This is a genomic window from Lysinibacillus fusiformis (assembly GCF_002845985.1).
GTDB lineage: Bacteria > Bacillota > Bacilli > Bacillales_A > Planococcaceae > Lysinibacillus > Lysinibacillus fusiformis_D.
Genome location: NZ_PDFK01000003.1, coordinates 688,959 through 708,973, shown reverse-complemented (window position 1 = coordinate 708,973; position 20,015 = coordinate 688,959). Strand labels below are relative to the sequence as shown.

The following is a 20,015-nucleotide window of genomic DNA, read 5'->3' as shown; positions in this document are numbered from 1 at the left end:
CTCGCTTCCTTTTGTCGACAGTCTGAACAGTCTCCGAGAAATCGAAGCTGTTTTATTGTATCTTTTGAAAACCCCTTGCTATGCGAGGGGTTCTAAAGAACTTCTAGCTAGGGACAAGAAAAAAACCCCAATCGTACAATGAATTCAGGTCTGGTCAACCGACTTCGTACGAAAGGAGATCCAAATGGATAATAAAAGTTTAGCACACGCAACATGGAATTGTAAGTATCACATTGTCTTTGCGCCAAAATATAGCAGGCAGATTATTTATGGACAAATCAAAGCAGACATAGGTAAAATCCTTTGCCAGTTATGTGAAAGAAAAGGAGTAGAAATTATAGAAGCAACAGCCTGCCCTGATCATATTCATATGTTGGTGAGTATTTCACCCAAACTAAGTGTTTCATCGTTTGTGGGATATTTGAAAGGGAAAAGTAGTTTAATGATATTCGATCGACATGCGAACCTGAAATACAAATATGGAAATAAAATCATTCAGGAATATATAAAAAATCAATTACAAGAGGATATTCTTGAGGATCAAATGACCATGAAAGAATTCATCGATCCTTTTACAGGAGAAGAAATAAAAGCAAACAAACGAAAATAATAAGACCACTTTAGTGGTAGCTTGAAAACGGAGTGCGGTTGGCAGACCATTCAGAATGTCTTTAGACATGGGCCAGTACCCCAGCGTTTCACGCGCAGAGCAAGAGGCTGGGACATAACTCATTTTATTGAGAAAAAGCAAAAAATGAATGTTATTTTTGTGATTTATTAAAGTTTATGTGTTCTAATAACGCAAAAAAATGTTAGACCAAACTTGTAAATGGTCTAACATTTTTTCTTTTGTCCCAGCCGCTCTGATTAAATAGCAATACAATATACCTTTGAAATAAAGTTGCAGTGTTTACAAAAAAAGATAAGATGTTTGAAATAAAGCCGCAACGAAATGGCTATGTGTTTCAAGGAATATCCTGATTTAATCATTGTTTTGTTTGAGGAAACCCAGAAACATTTGCGCGAAACGCTACTAGAAATCCAAGAAGAATGAGGATAAACATTACCCATGGAAAAGATACTACATCAAATGATTCCATCAGGATTGCTCCAATTGCACTCCCTCCACCGATAGCGAGGTTCCAAACAGTAACTAGCATTGATTGGGCAATATCTGCACCTTTTTTAGCATTATCTGCTATTGCTGTTTGCGTAAGTGTTGCTGCTCCTCCAAAAGTTAAACCCCATAAAGCTACAGCAATGTAAATGATAGTAGGGTGACTAATTCCGATACCTAATAATAATGATGCCAATCCAAATCCGGCTAGACTCATTAACACTAAAGTACGTAGTATACGCTCAATGAATATACCAATAGCCCAAATTCCAACTAAAGATGCAATACCGAAAACGAGTAAAACCAAATCAACTCGTTGCGCAAGACCTGCTTCGGAGAGGTATGGTCCGATATAAGTATAAAGTATGTTATGAGAAAGTATCCAAACTAATACAACAAATAAAATCGGACGAACTCCAGGGGTAATGAAAACCTTGAGCAGGGTCATTCGCTTTTCAGATGTTTGCCCAGGAAAGTCAGGGATTTTCCAGATAATCCATAAAATCAATAATACTGCTAAGAGTGACATTATTCCGAAAACAGATCTCCAGCCAACAAGGGAACCGAGAAATGCCCCAGCAGGAACACCAAAAGCTAATGCAAGAGGAGTACCAATCATGGCCACTGCCATTGCCCTTCCCTTAAGTAACTCTGGCGCCATAAGTCGTGCATATCCCGCGCTCATTCCCCACAGGACGCCTGCCGTTACACCCGCAAAGAATCGAGCTATTATAGTTAAGGTAAAACTAGAAGAAAGGGCTGTAATAGTATTAAATACAAGGAACCCAATAATACATAAAAGCAGCAAGGGTTTCCTATGCCACCCTTGTGTTGCAGTGGTTATAGGAATAGCTGCAATTAGTGAGCCAAGAGCATAAGCTGTAATAAGTTGACCTGCAAGAGATTCGGACACAGCGAGTCCTTCACTTATCTGTATTAATAAACCAGCTGGTATAGTTTCGGTAAGGATACATATGAACCCTGCCATAGCTAGTGCAATTAAACCGGCCCAAGGGAGACGTTCTGAAGGTATTGCAACAGATTTTTCATTTTGTTTAGTTAAATCATTATTATTCATTTATAAAAGACCTCCTGATTAGTTGATAGGATTAATTATACTAATGTCATTTTTGATTTTACATTTGATAATAAAGATATTATTGTGTATTTAGCTATAAAATTAATGTATTTTGATGATATTGCATTTGAAGTATAATATAATAATCTAGGAGGCATAGACACCTTACAATAGGATTAGTTAAATTAGCTATTAATTGTGAAATGTCAGTATCGTATAAATGAAGGGGTGCTTAAATGGATAGTATTGATGCAGATATACTAATGCGTTTACAATCAGATGCTCGGTTGTCAATGACTTCCCTTGGAAAACTAATAGGATTATCTCAACCAGCAATAACAGAGAGGGTAAAAAGACTAGAAGAACAAGAAGTGATTAAGAGCTACAGAGCTATAGTTTCGAATGAAAAAGTTGGGAAATCCACTGTTGCGTTTGTCCTTTTCCGGACTACAAAGTGCAATAATTTCGTTGATTATTGTAAGCAGGCCTCACAAGTAGTAGAGTGTCACCGAATTAGCGGAGAATACAATTATTTGATTAAAGTAGTAGTTGAATCAACAAAGGAACTTGAATTATTTGAAAATGATAGTATGAAGTATGGCGATTCCACTACATTGATTTCCTTATCATCACCTATTGAAAACAAGTCATTGATACCAAATTTAAGTGTTGAGTAACAAGTAGAGAGGCTTTTCAATTTTTCCAGAGTGCTCCAATAGAAAACTTAATGAACATGCAGGATTTCAAATTACTGCTGTTTCTGCTTATCAAGTGATTTCATTGGATATATTAGAAAAGTATCTAGATGATTTTTCGGTTTTTGCAAATATATTACTATAAAATTAGCTACTGAAATGAATACAATATTGTGTTCATTTCAGCTTTTTCTGCTAATCAAAAAGAAGAAAGGTAGTGAAATTGATGATTACAGTGATCGGAAGTTTAAATATGGATTTAGTTGTACACATGGATACTTTTCCAAAACAAGGGGAAACCATTCTGGGCAATGCATTTCAAACGGTCCCTGGAGGAAAAGGGGCTAATCAAGCAGTTGCGGCAGCTCGTCTTGGCAGTGAAGTGGCAATGATTGGCTGTGTAGGTGAGGATTATTTTGGTAAGGCATTACAAGCCACTTTACAGCAGGAGCAGATTCAGACAGATGCGATTGTAACTAGTACTTCTTCTCCTACAGGCATTGCCAATATTCTTCTTTACAATGACGATAATCGAATCGTTGTTGTACCTGGAGCAAACTATGCGTTATCCCCATCTCACCTTGAAGCTTCTAAGGAATTGATACAAAAAAGTCAAATGGTAATCATACAGCTTGAAATCCCAAAGGAGACGACAGCCTACGCCATTCAATTATGTAAAGAAGCAGGTGTTTCTGTCCTATTAAATCCTGCACCAGCAGCCAATTTTGATATGCAATGGATGGAGGATATTAGCTATTTAACGCCAAATGAAACAGAATGTGCTGAAATTTTTAATGAGCCGTTCGAGCAGCTTTTAAAAAAGTATCCTAATAAAATAATTTTGACACGAGGTAGTGATGGTGCATGTTATTTCGATGGCTCCTATCCAATCCATGTACCAGGCTATATGACGACAGCTGTGGATACAACTGGAGCAGGAGATACGTTTAATGGGGCATTAGCCTATGCTTTAGTAGAGGGACAATCGTTGGATGAGGCCGTATACTTCGCCAATATTGCTGCTTCCTTGTCTGTAGAAAAATTTGGTGCACAAGGCGGCATGCCAACACTTGGCGCTGTTTACGCTCGGATGGCTGGAGTAGAGGAATAGACTTCATTTAGGAGAAAGGTCATTGCAATAGAAAAACAGAGGTAAATAAAAATGATAATACCTCATACTTCTATTAAAATTAGTAGAATTCAGAGGGGTACGCTGTTCCCTTTAGTCCGAGTAACCGCTCATATATGGAGCAGACATCGAATAAGTATAAGGATGAATTCCTATTTACTATATAATCACATAAGTACATTGTCCTCTTTTCATCAATCCATGTATTAGAAAAGCCATGGTTTCCTTTATAATAGTTTTATAGATACATACGAAAAGAGGTTTTGAGGATGACGAACATTGACAACACGCCAATCGAATATACAACCTCAGCGAATAATATTTTGCCACAATTTGTTGATCACCTGCGACATTTGTATGGCATCATTGTGCAAAATACATATGTGAAAGATACAGCGAAACATTTAAATCGGATTATTCAAGATGCCAATAACCAAACGATGATCTTAGTAGTCGGAAAAGAGAGAGTGGGCAAAACGACACTTGTCAATGGGCTTCTTGGACGTGAAATATTATCAGTTGATGATCAGCATCCAACAGGTGTAAATACATTTATACGCTATGGTGAACAAGAAGAGATTAAAGCCTATTTTTTAGATGGCGTTGTAGCTATATTTGATATGAGTAAACTAGAGCTACTGACAACTGGTGATACGTTTGCCTCTCAGATTTTACGGGAACATTTAGATTATCTTGAAGTCTATTTGAAAAATGATTTATTAAAATCGGTAACTATTATCGATTCTGTCTCATTAGAAGCAGGTGGAGGCGAAATGGCTTATTTCTCAGAAGCGCTTATGAACCGTGTCGATGAAATTTTCTGGGTGCTGCGTGCGGGTTCTATGGCGATTGATGCCGAACTATTATTGATAGATGCATTAAAAAATAAAGGGGTAGAACCTTTATGTGTCATCAATGGCATTGATATCGATGAGCATGCTACAGCATTTATGAGCTCAGAACAACAACGTATTGGTCATTTAATGAGTGATTTTGTAGCGGTTTCAGCAACCGATGCACTAGAAGCCAAACAAACGGACAACCAGGAGCTTTGGCAAAAAAGCCAGTACGATCATTTAATTGCCCACATCCATCGTGTGGCTGAAAATAGTGATAAAAAAACCTACGCCATCTTAATCCGCTTCTTGCAATGGCTTGAACGATTCCGCTTCGAATTAACTGTAATTCCACAACGTGATCCTTTTCAATCTGCTGTAGAGAATATTGAGAAATATGCAGGCGATACCCAATATGAATTTTCTCGCTATCAACGGGATTTAGCAATTGTTAAAGAATATGAGCAAGAATACGAGCAGGTAGCGAATACATTTAAACAAGTTCAAACATTATATCAGCTGTTACAAACGATCTCGCTACATGATTATTTACAGGATGATAAGGTGGAAGAGTTTACTGAAATGGCTGTGTATTACCAACAAATGTTACGGGAATATCGCAACATGCATAGTGAATATTCCCGTGAATATGAGCGCTTGGATGCGCAGCATAAAAAAATTCATGGCAAAGGGCTTATGAAAGCTATTTTTGGTCAGCATACACAAAATGAATTTTTCAAAGAGAGAGTTCAAAAATTAAATGAGCAGCAATTGGATTGTGTCGCTCAATATGACAAAGTACAGCAAGCGGAAGCCACTGTATTACAAATGATGCAAGGTATACAAGCCTATTTAGTGGATTTAGTGAAAGAGCGCATGCATCGTATTGAACAAAAAGTACAAGAATTAAATCAACAACGTGCAAAAGAGAAGCGCCAATTAAAGCGTTATGCTGAAAAGTTAAACGAATTTTCTTGCTTAATTGAAGCGCAGGGTTATATTAAAGAGCAGCTTCAACCATTTTTAATGAACGAGCAAATGCCGCTGAAAACGAAGGATCTTGAAATGCTAGAGGAAACTGTTCAGGCTATTCTAGCTATTGATTTATCCAACAAAGGCTTACTTGCACGAAGTCAAATGCATAATAAAATGGAAAGTATTGCAATACCTTTTGATGTGCAAGAAAAGTACGCACTACAAAGGCTTACGTTAAAAGAAGAAGATGTAAAATCAAACGATATACCAGAAATACCAAAGAAATTAGCTATTCAGTATGAAGAATAAGCCTTTGCAAAACGTTCTAAAAGTATAATCTTTTAGAACGTTTCATGTTGTTGAGAACAGGTGATGTCAACGGCAGCAGCAGCCATTTTGAAAGGCGAGGGATTGATGGCCGTTCTGCTTGCGTCCTTTTCAGGAAGCGTTCGATGAGCCGCTTCACTCACCATGTGTAAAAGTATCTGTTTCTTATCTTTTATCCAAGCCCTAGTAAACAAAATAGCCCATTATTTGTATGATTAGAGAAAGGATAGTCTCTTATTTTCAATATGGAAAAATGATGAATGATAACACCCCTCCATAAAGAGTAGTGAATACCCTTCACTTTATTTGAAAACCTTTGCTAAAAAGAAACATTTTTATGGAGTGGAAAGTAAGTAGCCTGCAACGGAAACCCATTTTCACCCTTCACAAAAATGCTATGGATGGTTTTGTTTTTCAACACTACGAAACATTTCATTCCATTTTTACGTATAAATAGGAAGGAGGGATAGACATGATTGACATTAAAGGTCGTTACACAGAGGCCAAAATTTATGCACAAACAGCATTGCAAACTGCCATCGAGCAAATTCAAGAGCTGACAGATCAGGCTTTCATGGCAGGTACTAAGGTACGGATTATGCCAGATTATCATGCGGGGAAAGGTTGTGTTATTGGCACAACCATTCAATTACAGGGTCGTGTTGTACCAAATCTTGTCGGTGTAGATGTAGGCTGTGGTGTATTAGTCGCTCAATTAAATGTATCGACAGTGGATTATGAAAAGCTCGATACCATTATTCGAACACATATACCAAGTGGGCAGGACATTCATCAAGAAGTATCACCCAATCGACATTTTTTAGAGTTTGAAGGTAAACAATTTCGAGCAAGCGGCTTGAAAGATGACTATACCAATCTATCATTAGGGACACTTGGTGGAGGCAATCATTTCATTGAATTGGCAAAGGATGAAGACAATCACTACTATTTATTGATTCATACAGGTTCACGCTATGTAGGGGCAAAGGTTGCCAATTGGCATCAAAAGAGAGCTTATGAAAATTTACGTCGACAAGATTTGACTGAAAAGATAGTAGAGCTTAAGCAGCAAGGACGGGAACAGGAGATTCAAACGATGATTCAAGCCTATAAGGAACAACACCCGCCAGTTCCGAAAGATTTAGCCTATTTAGAAGGTGAAGCTTTCCATGACTATATTCACGATATGAAGATTGCACAGCAGTTTGCACGTATGAATCGTTGGACGATTGCAGAAACGATTGCTAAACAGATGGATTGGCATTTTGTAGATACCTTTGATACGATCCATAACTATATTGAGACAGAAACAATGACCCTTCGTAAGGGGGCTGTTCGTGCTAATAAAGGAGAAAAGCTTGTCATCCCTATGAATATGCGAGACGGTTCTCTTATTTGTATTGGGAAGGGCAATGCAGAATGGAATTATTCAGCACCGCATGGAGCAGGGCGCATGTTCTCACGTCGAGCGGCTAAAAAAGCGTTGAATATGGAAGATTTTAAAGACACGATGAAAGGGGTTTGGACAACATCTGTTAACGAAGAAACATTGGATGAGGCACCAATGGCCTATAAGCCAATGGCAGAAATTACAGCTGCTATTGGGGAAACAGTGGATATTGTAAAAGTTATTCAACCCGTCTACAATTTTAAAGCGAGTGAAGCAGCTAAGCCCTATGAACGAAAGGGCTAAACCAATAATTGGTCTTCCCTATTACCATTATGCTATAAATGGTATAATATAGCTTTACAATGATGAAATGGGTGGTTTTTTTGGTATCTTCAAAAGATGTGGCAAAGCATGCTGGTGTCTCACAAACAACCGTGTCTAGGGTGTTGAATACGCCAGAGCTGGTAAAGCCAAAAACAATTGAAAAAGTAATGAAGGCGATTGAGGAACTAAACTATGTGCCAAATGATATAGCAAGATCGCTTGTTCAGAAAAAAACAGGCATTATAACATTGATTTCGGGGCCGTTACACAACCCTTTTTTTGTTGATACAACAACAGCAATCGTGAATTATGTTAATGCACGTGGTTATAAAGTCAATGTCTATTTTGGAACAGAGGATAATTTACATTCAATTTATAATGCGGTTTTGGAAACGAAAGCAGACGCGATCATTTTATCTTCTATGCTGTACCAAGATGATTTGTTTTTTAAACTAGAAAAACTAGGTATCCCGTTTATTATGTTTAATCGTAAGCATCAAGAAAATAGACATTTTGTAGAGATTGATAATGTGCATGCTGGTTATCTTGCAGCCAATCATGTTTTATCGTTAGGGCATCAATCCTTATGCTGGATAGGTGGGCCCCATCAAATGAGTACTTTTTATGGGCGCTATCAGGGATTTGAACGGGCCTTAAAGGAACATGGGATAGAGGCCAAAGCCGTGCCTACTTTTTTAACGAATACTAATAAAAAGGATATTGAACGTGCCTTTGAGGAACTTTTACAACTCGCTAGTAGACCAACAGCTATTTGCGCAGCTACAGATGCTATCGCTATTGAAATATTAAATCTTTGTTTGGAAAGAGGCTTTCAGGTTCCGAAGGATTTTAATGTCATAGGTATTGATAATGTCGAGCTGAGTAAACATCATTCTATTGCTTTAACAACAGTTGGTTTAACCACAGAGGAAAACCTTGGTTTTATGGCCATCGAAAAATTATTTGAGATCATGGAAAAAAAAAGTACTTGCATCCAGCAAACAGAGTCTGTTAAACTTTTCCCAAGAAATACAACGTGTAAAAATGAACTGATGTAATGTCAGTTTGTTTTTTACACTAAAATGGTTACGTATTCATTTCTTTATTTTCTAAAATGAATACGTAACCATAAAGAAAGGAGTGACACAAGTTTTGAAAAAGGGCTTATGGATCAACGGGGAATGGAAGATGACCGCTGACTGGATGGAGGTGCAAGCTCCTTACTCACAGGAAGTGATTGCACAATTTGCGATGGCTACTGAACAGGATGTACAGGAGGCCATTGAAAGTGCGCAGGCTGCAGCTCCTCAAATGGCTGCTTTAACCGCTTTTCAACGCGCAGAGATATTGGAACATTTAGCCACGCTGTTTGCGGAACATCGGGAAGAAGCAGCAAACATTATTTCATTGGAATCAGCGAAGCCGTTAAAGTATGCCTATGCAGAAATTGATCGCACCATTGAAACCTATAAATTTGCGGCTGAAGAAGCGAAGCGACTTACGGGTGAGATGATTCCGATGGATGCCTCGAAAAATGGAGAGGGGCGTTTTGCCTATACATTACGGGAACCAATAGGTGTAGTGGCAGCGATTACGCCATTTAACTTTCCGCAAAATCTAGTAGCCCATAAAGTAGGGCCAGCGTTAGCGGCAGGCAATACCATTGTGTTGAAGCCTGCCACACAAACAGCATTATCTGCTCATTTTTTAGCCAAGTTATTAGCCCAAACCAATTTACCAGCAGGAGCATTTAATCTTGTAACTGGACAAGGCAAATTAGTAGGGGATATGTTTTTAGCACATCCACACGTTAAAATGATAACGTTTACGGGAAGCCCTGCAGTAGGCATTTCCTTACGTAATCGAGCTGGTTTGAAAAAAGTAACATTAGAATTAGGCTCGAATGCAGGCGTTATTATTGATGAAGGAGTCCAACTCGACCGTATAATGGATCGCATTGTGATGGGAGCTTTTTCAAATCAAGGTCAAGTGTGTATTTCATTGCAGCGTATTTATGTTATGGAGAGTATGATTCACGAATTTTTATCGCTGCTGAAAGTAAAAATAGAACAGCTAATAATGGGTGATCCACTGGACAGCAAGACGGATTTAGCGACGATGATTTCACGAGCTGAACAACAGCGAGCCTATCAATGGATTGAAGAGGCAGTTGCGGAAGGGGCACAGATTATAACTGGTGGTCGCATTGAGAATCACATTTTATTACCTACTGTTTTATATAATGCTCAACCACAAAGCCGTGTGTCCTGTGAGGAAATCTTTGCACCTGTCGTTACGGTGAATACAGTCTCATCGATAGAGGATGCGATAGTAGCTATCAATGATTCCCATTATGGCTTACAGGCAGGGATTTTTACACCTTCTATTGAGATTGCTTTCCAAGCCACGAAATCATTACAGGTTGGCGGTGTCATTATTAATGATGTTCCGACGTATCGTGTAGATCATATGCCATACGGTGGTGTGAAGGAAAGTGGCACAGGTCGTGAGGGCATTAAATATGCAATAGAGGAAATGACGGAAATGAAGCTAGTAATTTGGAATAACCAATAATCACGAATGGAGATGGGAAACATGAAAATGATCAAACAACACCCAAAATTGTATGTAATGGACAATGGTACGATGCGAATGGATAAAAACTATATGATTGCCATGCATAATCCAGCAACGATCGATCATCCAAACCAACCAAATGAATTTGTGGAATTCCCTGTTTATACAGTGCTGATTGACCATCCAGAGGGTAAAATTCTCTTTGATACAGCGTGTAATCCAAATTCTATGGGGCCAGATGGCCGTTGGGGTGAATTTACGCAAAAGGCATTTCCTATTAATATGCCAGAAGAATGCTATTTGCATCATCGCTTAGAAGAATTAAACGTTCGTCCAGAGGACATCAAATATGTTGTCGCATCCCATTTGCATCTCGACCATGCAGGCTGCTTAGAATTGTTCACAAATGCAACAATTATTGTGCAAGAAGACGAATTTAACGGTACATTACAAACCTATGCACGAAACGTCAAAGACGGTGCGTATGTTTGGGGTGACATTGATATGTGGATTAAAAACAATCTACAATGGCGCCTAATTAAGCGTGGCGAGGATCAAGTGAAGCTAGCAGAAGGAATCCAAGTATTGAATTTTGGTAGTGGGCATGCTTGGGGTATGCTCGGTTTGCATATACAGATGCCCGATACAGGAGGCATCATTTTAGCCTCGGATGCTATTTATACGGCTGAAAGCTTTGGTCCTCCCGTTAAGCCACCAGGCATTATCTATGACTCTGTAGGCTATAATGGGACGGTTGAACGGATTCGAAGATTAGCAAATGAAACGAATTCACAAGTATGGTTTGGCCATGATCCTGTCCAATTTAAATCATTTAGAAAATCAACAGAAGGTTATTATGAATAGATAGGAGTAGAGAAGCCATGCATAAATTAACCTTTACACCTACAAGCTATACCGGCTGGGGAAGCTTAAGTCAGCTCCTGATAGAGGTAGAGAAATTGAACGCGCGCAATATTTTGATTGTGACAGATCCATTATTAAAAGAAATAGGGTTAACAAATCATGTTGAAAAACCTTTAATTGAAAAGGGGTATACAACCACTATTTATACGGAAATTGCACCAGAGCCACCGCTTGCCATTGGCGAAAAGCTTGTAGATTTTACTCGAAATCATCAGTTCGATTTAGTCATTGGTGTAGGTGGGGGAAGTGCATTAGACTTAGCAAAGCTCGCTGCTGTATTAGCAACACATGAGGGACAAGTCGCAGATTATTTAAACCTAACAGGGACAAAAACATTGGACAATAAAGGGCTGCCCAAAATCTTAATTCCAACTACTTCTGGGACAGGCTCAGAGGTAACGAATATCTCTGTGCTATCACTCGACACAACGAAGGATGTCGTAACACATGATTATTTATTAGCAGATGTAGCAATTGTAGATCCAGCTTTAACGATTTCTTTACCACCAAAGGTAACGGCTGCTACAGGTGTGGATGCCCTCACACATGCCATTGAAGCTTATGTATCAGTGAATGCGAACGAGGTAACAGATGCCCTTGCCCTGCAAGCTATTCGATTAATTAGTCATTCGATTCGAACGGCTGTCCATGAGGGGCAAGATAAGCAGGCTCGAACAGATATGAGCTATGGCAGCTATTTAGCAGGCTTGGCATTCTTTAATGCTGGTGTAGCGGGTGTCCATGCGTTAGCCTATCCACTTGGCGGCCAATTCCATATTGCACATGGTGATTCCAATGCAGTGCTATTGCCATATGTTATGGGCTATATTCGTCAAAGCTGTGAAAAACGTCTGAAAGATATTTTAGATGCAATGGGTATAGCATCTGCCTATTTATCGCAAGAAGAGGCTTCCTATAAATGCGTCGACGCATTACAAAAACTCGTTCAAGATGTTAATATTCCTTCCACATTAAAAGGATTTAATATACCAGAACAAGCCTTAGAACAATTAACGGATGATGCAACGAAACAAACAAGAATTTTAGCACGAAGCCCGATGCTACTAGAACGAGAAGATATCTATGCTATTTATCGAGCTGCATTTGATGGAGAAGTTCGAGAGCCTAAACAATCATAATTAAGAAAAGAGAAACGTTGATTTTTGACGTTTCTTTTTTATGCAGATTATGATTTTTATTACGATCACCTACAGAATTAGCTGTTTATAGTACAAAAATTAAACTACGAAGCTTCTATGATGAAACTTCGTAGCTTTTGTCATTTCTTAGCTAATGATTCATGATTTTAAAAAAAACTATGTTTTATGCTTCAGCATCAGGTGTAAATGTACGCGAAGCTAATTCTGCATCTAGCATAAAGATAGCATTGGAGTCATTTTCAATACGCTCAATTTTGCGGATTAATGTATCGAATGTTGATTCTTCCTCTACCTGCTCATGGATAAACCATTTTAAGAATGCCATAGTCGCATGCTCACGTTCATCTAAAGCAATGTCTGATAAATTGTAAATGCGTCGTGTTACTTCTTTTTCGTGCGATAGAGCTGTTTTAAAGGCGTCTAAAATCGAATCAAAATGATTACCTGGGCTTTCAAAGCCTTGTATTGTTGCACGATAGCCCATATCACTTAAGAAATTATAAAATTTCATGGCATGGAAGCGTTCTTCTTCGGCTTGGACTAAAAAGAAGTTAGCGAAGCCATCATAATCTTGGTCTGTGCAATAGGCTGCCATTGCCATATAAGCATGGGCAGAGTAAAATTCAAAATTCATTTGTTCGTTAAGAGCTGTGTGTAATTTTTCAGATAACATAAAAGTTTTCCTCCTTTTGCAGTAAATGACTTCTTTACTAGTATACAGTGTAAAGGGGGTTACATACAAAAAATTTAATTTTCGAGGCAAATTGTGCAAAAGTTAATTGATATTAGTTCTCAATTAGAAAATTTGTACGTTTTCCTTTGAAGGAAATACGAAAACATCGCCTCGACATGAATCGAAGCGATGTTTTTTGTCTTATTGTTCTTGTTTCTTTTGGTTTTTGACACCGATTAAGTAGCCACCAAGTGCGATAGCAACTAAAACAATCCAGAAAATGGCTTTCCAAATAGTCGAGTGCGGGAATTCATGTGGAATCACGCCTAATTTCTCATGTGCCAGTGTTAACACAGCTAGTTTCACACCAACCCAACCAACAATTAGAAAGGCAGCTGTTTCAAGTGATGGGAATTTATCAAGAACTTTCACAAACCAACGAGCTGCGAAACGCATCATGATCACACCAATAATACCACCTAAGAACATAACAGCAAACTGACCTGCATTAATGCCACCGATATCAAAATCACCGATATGTGGTAGTGTGACAGCAATCGCTACCGCTGCTAAAATAGAGTCTACTGCGAATGCAATATCAGCAAGCTCTACTTTCACAACTGTCATCCAGAAGCCAGATTTCTTTTTAGGCTCTTGTACTTCCTCGGAGTTTTGCGAGGCTTTCCGGGAATCATAAATATGCTTTATTGACATAAACAATAAATAAGCAGCACCAATTGCCTGAATTTGCCAGAAATTAACGAGTGTTGTAATAAGGAATAGTGCGGCAAAGCGGAAAATAAATGCCCCAACTAATCCATATAATAAAGCTTTTTGTTGTTGAGCTTTTGGTAAATGCTTAACCATAACAGCCATTACGACAGCATTGTCAGCAGCTAACAAACCTTCTAGTACGATTAATACGACAAGTACCCATGCGTATTCTAAAATAATTGCCTCCAAATGTATTTCCTCCTTTAATTGTTGAACAGAAATGAATGGCTTGCTAACTTATTCTTTCCCTATTTTAAGCAAAAGAAAAAGACCTCTGCCTAAAAAACAGGCAAAGGTCTTGCTAAGCAATTAACTGTTCATTCCACAGAATAAATTCTGTGTGACAAAAAATGCCAACACACCCGATGGTAAGATACCATGTAATGACGAATGTGAAATCAGATGCATCGATCGCATCTGCTAGCTACTCCCCTTTGACAATAAAGTCAAAAGCTATTCAATTCTTACTTTTATAATAGCATGTGACAAAATGAAAGTAAATAAAAATATACTGCTATGGGGAAAAAATACTTTTCCGTTACCATTGCACAAATGGTACTATTAAAAGATAGGCGAAATTTTTACAACTTAGAAAGGAGACAAACATGTATAGAAAATTTTTTTCCTATTACAAGCCACATAAACGATTGTTTGTCATCGATTTTTCGAGTGCTATTATTGTAGCCATTTTAGAGCTTGCCTTTCCGTTAGCTGTACAGTGGTTTATCGATGAACTGTTGCCATCAGGCGATTGGGGCATGATTGTAAAAGTGAGTGTGTTATTGCTGCTTGTATATGCCATTAGTACTTTTTTGAACTTTATCGTCAACTATTTAGGCCATAAACTTGGCATTAATATTGAAACAGATATGCGACAGGAATTATTTACACATGTACAAAGACAATCATTCCGTTTCTTTGATAATACAAAAACAGGTCATATTATGAGTCGTATTACTAACGATTTATTTGATATAGGGGAGTTTGCTCATCACGGGCCAGAGGATTTATTTATAGCGATTATGACCTTTATTGGGGCCTTTGCTATTATGTTTAATGTGAACCCAACACTCGCTTTGATTGCAGTGATTATGGTGCCGTTTTTAACATGGCTAGTGACCTTTAGTAATGTCAAAATGAATAATGCATGGAAAACAATGTACGGCAAAATTGCTGATGTCAATGGACGTGTGGAGGACAGTGTATCCGGTGTGCGCGTCGTGAAATCCTTTACTAATGAAGCTTTTGAAATTAGCCGATTTAAAGAACAGAATGGATTTTTCCGCGCGGCAAAATTATATGCCTATAAAATAATGGCAGGAACACACTCCAGTATCTACATGATGACACGCCTTTTAACATTAGTGGTACTTGTTGTCGGTGCTTGGTTAAGCTTTAATGGAAAGCTTTCTTACGGTGAACTAGTAAGCTTTGTCTTATATACGAATGTTTTGATTAAACCAATTGATAAAATTAGTGCATTATTAGAGCTTTATCCTAAGGGGATGGCTGGCTTTAAGCGCTTCCGTGAATTAATTGAGCAGGAGCCAGAAATTCAAGATCGTGAGGATGCCAAGGTCATCAAGCACTTAGCAGGTGATATCGCATTCAACAATGTTCATTTTAATTATGATGCATCGAAACAGGTTTTACGTGATCTATCATTTGATGTAAAAGCCGGACAAACCATTGCCTTTGTTGGACAATCAGGTGCGGGTAAAACAACGATTTGTTCGTTAATTCCTCGATTTTACGAGGTGACAGAAGGTGCTATTACGATAGATGGTATTGATATTCGCAATATGACGCAGGCTTCATTACGTGCTCAAATTGGTATCGTACAGCAGGATGTCTTTTTATTTACAGGGACGATTCGTGAAAACATTGCCTACGGAAAATTAGACGCAAGTGAAGCAGAAATTCGAGAGGCAGCGAAAAAGGCCCATTTACAATCATTTATCGCAGAGCTGCCAGATGGCTACGACACGCAAATTGGTGAACGTGGCTTGAAATTATCAGGGGGTCAAAAGCAACGATTAGCAATTGCTCGTATGTTCCTGAAAAACCCACCGATCTTAATTTTAGACGAGGCAACTTCTGCATTAGATACAGAAACAGAAATGATTATCCAGCAATCGTTAACAGAGCTAGCTGAAAATCGCACAACATTAGTTATTGCTCACCGATTGGCAACTATTCGGAATGCAGACCGCGTGCTAGTTGTGACATCGAACGGTATTGAAGAAGATGGTACATATGATGAGCTAGTGGCTCAAAATGGACTTTTTGCGAAGCTTCATCATATTCAATTTCGTAAGGGACAATCGGAACAAAACAGTCAACAAGATTTTGTTGAACTAACGTAGAGAAATGGGGAGATTGTTTTAAAACAATCTCCCTTTTCTATTTGACACATATTCTCAAGCATTGTCATAAAAACACATACATGCATAGTATAGGTTTATGTAACAAGGGGAGGATGATTGAATGGTTATGCCATCAAATAATCAAAGGATATCTCTTCAACAAGCCATGCAAATTGCTGTACAAAGAGTACCAGGTCAAATCATACATTATGGCATGGATATGGAAAATGGGACTTTGGTCTATGAAATATTTATTTTGACTGCTCAAAATAAGATTTATGAAGTTGAAGTAAATGCAAAGACAGGTGTCATTCGAAAAATAGAAGAAGAGAATGATTACGACTAATTCTTGTTTTAATAAGCATAGCTCAAGTACTCAAATGATTTTGAGCTTGGGTTTTTTTTATTGATCATGAAAAGGCCTCAGCTCGTTGATTAAAAGCACACTTAGTATAGAAATAATTAGTAATGTTGAAGCGGGATTAGATAGGTTAGCAAAATTTTTGAATGGTGAAAGGAATAATACGCAAAAAAATCGAATAGAACAATCACTAGTAAAAATGATGAAATAGATGAGGTGAAGTAATGGATAACCAACAAATCATTGGTCAAACAAAAAGTGTAGGCTTTCAAGTAGGGGTTAGAAGGACATTTCCAATTTCACAGGAGCAAGCATGGGCGCTTATTACGACGGCAGAAGGAGTACATTCCTGGTTAGGAGAAGGTACTACGATTATTTTTGAAGCTGGGCATAAATACCATTCAAGGACAGGGACAGGGGAAATCAGGATTGTTAAACCATTAGAGCAGCTTCGACTCACGTGGCAAAAAGAAGCGTGGTCAAGACCATCCACTGTACAAATCCGTATTCTACCTAAAGAACGACATAAAACGACGATTAGCTTTCATCAAGAGCATCTTTCTGATCAAACTGTACGAGAAGAAATGAAACGTCATTGGGAAAGCGTGCTAGACAGTATCAAAGAAAGGGCACAAACTATTTGAGTGTACAAAGAATAGCATCCCTACCATTTTTGAAGGGATGCTATTTGCTTTGTTTTTAGGACTCTTTGTTTTCGTGACCTTTTGATGTTCGTGTATAATCCTGAGGAGCAAGTGCTTTGTTACGCTCTGTATAGCCCTTAGGTGATAAACGAAAGATGGATTTTTTAATGGTAGCCCAATTTAAATCTGTTGCCAGATTCATGTAGGAGTAGCCATAAATGCGAATATTACATAGGTAAAGGAGTGTTAAATATAATGAAACAAAGAAGCCAAACAGTCCAAAAAAGGCACTGGCAAAAATAAAGGCAATCCTTAAAATACTAACGGATGTAACAAGCGATTGATTGACCAATGTAAAAGAGGCAATAGTAGAAATAGCAATCACAACAATCATTTCAGGACTTGTTACCCCTGCTCGAATGGCAGCATCTCCGATAATTAATCCGCCTACCACACTGATGGTCCCACCAATAACAGAGGGTAGACGTAAGCCTGCCTCACGAAACAATTCAAACATTAGCAACATCAAGAGCATTTCAAGCGAAGAGGGGAGCGGTAAGCCCGATTTAGCCTGCACAACGGTTGCGAGTAGCTGTAACGGTAATTGATTTTGATGATAGGTCGTTAAAGCTAGCCAAAATGCAGGCAGTAGTAAGCCGATTAAAATACCTGATATCCTTAATAATCGTTCGAGGGAACTAAAGATAATAGGATATTCATTATCCTCAGCCGATTTAAGTAATAAAAACAGATTAACTGGTGTAACGACAGCATAGGCAACACCATCAACAAAAATTATAAATCGACCTCTTGCTAAGGCTTGAACGGCATAATCAGGTCGCCCTGTGTAGTCAAACTTTGGAAAAAGCTTAGAATTTTTATTGACCCGTTCCATCAATAAATCACCACTAAATACAATATCTGTATCTACGGCTGCTAGCTGCTTTTTAATCCCATGTAAAATATCCATATCCACAATATCATCAAAATAAAGTATAGCAACCGTTGTTTTTGAACGTTTCCCAAGCTCCATTTTTTCTACACAAAAGGAATTGGTTGGCAATCGTTTTCGTAACAGTGCGATATTGACGCGAATATCTTCAATGAAATTATCCCTCGGTCCTTTAACAAGAACCTCCATGCGCGTTTCTTCAGGTTGACGATTAGGTTTATGCGCAATATTACTAGCATATAAAAGATTATCTTCATCAAAATACAGCAGCAGGAAACCACTATAAACAAATGTAATTAGCTGTTCCTTGTCTTCTATTTTTTGAATACTCGGAATATGAAGATGCCTAGCAATATTCTCTTCAAGGGGGACCTCATCCAAATGGTCAAATAAATATTGAATACGTTCAATAATCACTTCATTGAGCATTTGTTGATCAATCATCGCATCACATGTAATGAAGTGTACTTTTTGCTGATTAAAGGTGTATTCTTGAAATTGAATATCTGCCGATTTTTGAAATAATTTTCTGAGCGTACTAAGATCTAGCGCCTGCTCGTGCTGAGGCATTACGATTCACCACTTTTCATGTCTTGTTTTTCAGTTTTCCCCTTTTTAGAAGATTTATCCGACAAGAAAGCTACGATTACGAAAAAAATTGACAGGGCAAAGAAAAAGATAAACGTAGAAGTTAGGATATAATTTCCTTTTACCTTTAAAAATAAATTTTCATTTAACATAATGAGTGGCAAGCAAAGTATAAAGAAGGGAGGAGCAAGCATTTGCCATATTCGCTTCGGATTGCCGGTCATTTTTAATAAATCTGCCACGATATACAAAAGGAAGCTAACGCGAATAAAGGTCCCTGTTAGCCATTGGTAAATAGAGAAAAAGTCTAGATGTTCAATATAGCGCCCGATTGTCACTAAACCCCATTCTTCATAGGCAGGATAGCGTTGTTTAGCCGCTTCACTTGGTCCAAATTCGGTAATGGCTCCAATTAATGGCCCTAATGTGAGTCCCACTAAGATCGATAGCATAATGACAAAGTGATACCACCGAATTCGTTCTTTAAATTGATGTTGTAAAAATAGTAGCATTAAAAGCTCTATGAACCCTGATGCTGGGAAAATCATGCCTCGAAAAACGGGCTGGAAACCATGTTCAAAAAACGGTCGTAATAAATCATAGTCTTTTACTTGTAGATTGGTAAAGGCAACAAAAAAGCCAAACACCACAACTCCGAATAACACAAAGACATTTAAAATCACAATTGTCTGCAAGCTCGTCGTCACCAGAAGAATACACAAAATGGTATAGATAAATAATAGGATGATAACGGGCGTTTGCGGTAAAAATGTTGTGTTAACCCATTGCAAGGTTTCAACCATCGTAAAAGCTGTAATAATCATTATAAAAATGACAATTGTATAAATGACAATAGAAGAGCCAATGTTTCCGATTTTTTCGTTTAACCAGTCTCGAATGGGTTCCTGTTTAGACTTCGATTGAATATATACTAATAGAAATAGCCAAAAGAAAATGACTCCTCCAGCAAGTAAAACCGATAGCCAACCATCTCTTTTGGCTACATCTAACAGCGGGGGAATAATCGTTACATGATTTTTTAAGCCAATAACAGTCATAGATAGGAAGATGACATGTAAAATACTGATTGATCCTACACCTTTCATGATGAAAACCCTCTAACAT

The 20,015-nt window shown here is 38.1% G+C and carries 17 protein-coding genes; 12 read left to right on the top strand and 5 right to left on the bottom strand.

The annotated features are described in order from the left end of the window. Positions 1–184 precede the first annotated feature (184 nt). Positions 185–610, top strand: a complete 426-nt coding sequence (tnpA, locus tag CRI88_RS14070) for an IS200/IS605 family transposase (protein WP_101966765.1) — start codon at positions 185–187, stop codon at positions 608–610. Positions 611–986: 376 nt separating this feature from the next. On the opposite strand, the gene CRI88_RS14065 is transcribed toward tnpA, so the two are convergent. After that, positions 987–2,195, bottom strand: a complete 1,209-nt coding sequence (locus tag CRI88_RS14065) for an MFS transporter (protein WP_101966764.1) — start codon at positions 2,193–2,195, stop codon at positions 987–989. A gap of 236 nt (positions 2,196–2,431) precedes the next feature. On the opposite strand from CRI88_RS14065, the gene CRI88_RS14060 reads away from it, so the two are divergent. The 8 genes from CRI88_RS14060 to CRI88_RS14025 all read left to right on the top strand — a co-directional run bounded on the left by CRI88_RS14060 (position 2,432) and on the right by CRI88_RS14025 (position 12,511). Beyond that, positions 2,432–2,872, top strand: a complete 441-nt coding sequence (locus CRI88_RS14060) for an Lrp/AsnC family transcriptional regulator (protein WP_036128330.1) — start codon at positions 2,432–2,434, stop codon at positions 2,870–2,872. Between the two features lie 244 nt (positions 2,873–3,116). Then, the gene (rbsK, locus tag CRI88_RS14055; protein WP_058844547.1) at positions 3,117–4,001 is read left to right on the top strand and encodes a ribokinase; all 885 of its coding nucleotides are present in this window, start codon (positions 3,117–3,119) and stop codon (positions 3,999–4,001) included. A gap of 287 nt (positions 4,002–4,288) precedes the next feature. Then, positions 4,289–6,139: a dynamin family protein gene (locus CRI88_RS14050; protein WP_101966763.1), complete on the top strand. Its 1,851-nt coding sequence runs from the start codon at positions 4,289–4,291 to the stop codon at positions 6,137–6,139. 490 nt (positions 6,140–6,629) lie between these two features. Then, positions 6,630–7,850: an RtcB family protein gene (locus CRI88_RS14045; RefSeq protein ID WP_036128319.1), complete on the top strand. Its 1,221-nt coding sequence runs from the start codon at positions 6,630–6,632 to the stop codon at positions 7,848–7,850. Between the two features lie 71 nt (positions 7,851–7,921). Then, on the top strand, positions 7,922–8,929 hold the full coding sequence (locus CRI88_RS14040; RefSeq protein ID WP_231745076.1) for a LacI family DNA-binding transcriptional regulator: 1,008 nt from the start codon (positions 7,922–7,924) through the stop codon (positions 8,927–8,929). Positions 8,930–9,023: 94 nt separating this feature from the next. Then, positions 9,024–10,445, top strand: a complete 1,422-nt coding sequence (locus tag CRI88_RS14035; protein ID WP_058844549.1) for an aldehyde dehydrogenase family protein — start codon at positions 9,024–9,026, stop codon at positions 10,443–10,445. A 21-nt stretch (positions 10,446–10,466) separates the two neighbouring features. Beyond that, positions 10,467–11,312, top strand: coding sequence for an AhlS family quorum-quenching N-acyl homoserine lactonase (ahlS, locus tag CRI88_RS14030; protein ID WP_374703119.1), 846 nt, complete (start codon positions 10,467–10,469; stop codon positions 11,310–11,312). Between the two features lie 17 nt (positions 11,313–11,329). Then, positions 11,330–12,511 carry an iron-containing alcohol dehydrogenase gene (locus CRI88_RS14025; protein ID WP_101966762.1) on the top strand — a complete coding sequence of 394 codons (1,182 nt, stop codon included), beginning with the start codon at positions 11,330–11,332 and terminating at the stop codon, positions 12,509–12,511. 184 nt (positions 12,512–12,695) lie between these two features. Here CRI88_RS14025 and CRI88_RS14020 read toward each other — a convergent pair whose 3' ends face one another. Together CRI88_RS14020 and CRI88_RS14015 are read right to left on the bottom strand one after the other, a co-directional pair. Then, positions 12,696–13,205 (bottom strand): ferritin, encoded by a 510-nt coding sequence (locus tag CRI88_RS14020; protein WP_101966761.1) that lies wholly within the window; start codon positions 13,203–13,205, stop codon positions 12,696–12,698. Positions 13,206–13,406: 201 nt separating this feature from the next. Beyond that, positions 13,407–14,168, bottom strand: a complete 762-nt coding sequence (locus CRI88_RS14015) for a TerC family protein (protein ID WP_036123522.1) — start codon at positions 14,166–14,168, stop codon at positions 13,407–13,409. Between the two features lie 416 nt (positions 14,169–14,584). On the opposite strand from CRI88_RS14015, the gene CRI88_RS14010 reads away from it, so the two are divergent. The 3 genes from CRI88_RS14010 to CRI88_RS14000 all read left to right on the top strand — a co-directional run bounded on the left by CRI88_RS14010 (position 14,585) and on the right by CRI88_RS14000 (position 17,350). Then, on the top strand, positions 14,585–16,345 hold the full coding sequence (locus CRI88_RS14010; RefSeq protein ID WP_036123524.1) for an ABC transporter ATP-binding protein: 1,761 nt from the start codon (positions 14,585–14,587) through the stop codon (positions 16,343–16,345). Positions 16,346–16,466: 121 nt separating this feature from the next. Beyond that, entirely contained in the window at positions 16,467–16,691 is a 225-nt protein-coding gene (locus tag CRI88_RS14005; protein WP_036123527.1) for a PepSY domain-containing protein, read from the top strand. A 239-nt stretch (positions 16,692–16,930) separates the two neighbouring features. Continuing rightward, entirely contained in the window at positions 16,931–17,350 is a 420-nt protein-coding gene (locus tag CRI88_RS14000) for an SRPBCC family protein (RefSeq protein WP_036123529.1), read from the top strand. A 55-nt stretch (positions 17,351–17,405) separates the two neighbouring features. On the opposite strand, the gene CRI88_RS13995 is transcribed toward CRI88_RS14000, so the two are convergent. After that, complete coding sequence (locus CRI88_RS13995) at positions 17,406–18,872, bottom strand: spore germination protein (RefSeq protein ID WP_036123533.1); 1,467 nt, start codon at positions 18,870–18,872, stop codon at positions 17,406–17,408. Further along, on the bottom strand, positions 18,872–19,996 hold the full coding sequence (locus tag CRI88_RS13990; protein WP_036123536.1) for an endospore germination permease: 1,125 nt from the start codon (positions 19,994–19,996) through the stop codon (positions 18,872–18,874). Before CRI88_RS13990 ends, CRI88_RS13995 begins: the two co-directional genes overlap by 1 nt. Between the last annotated feature and the right edge of the window lie 19 nt (positions 19,997–20,015).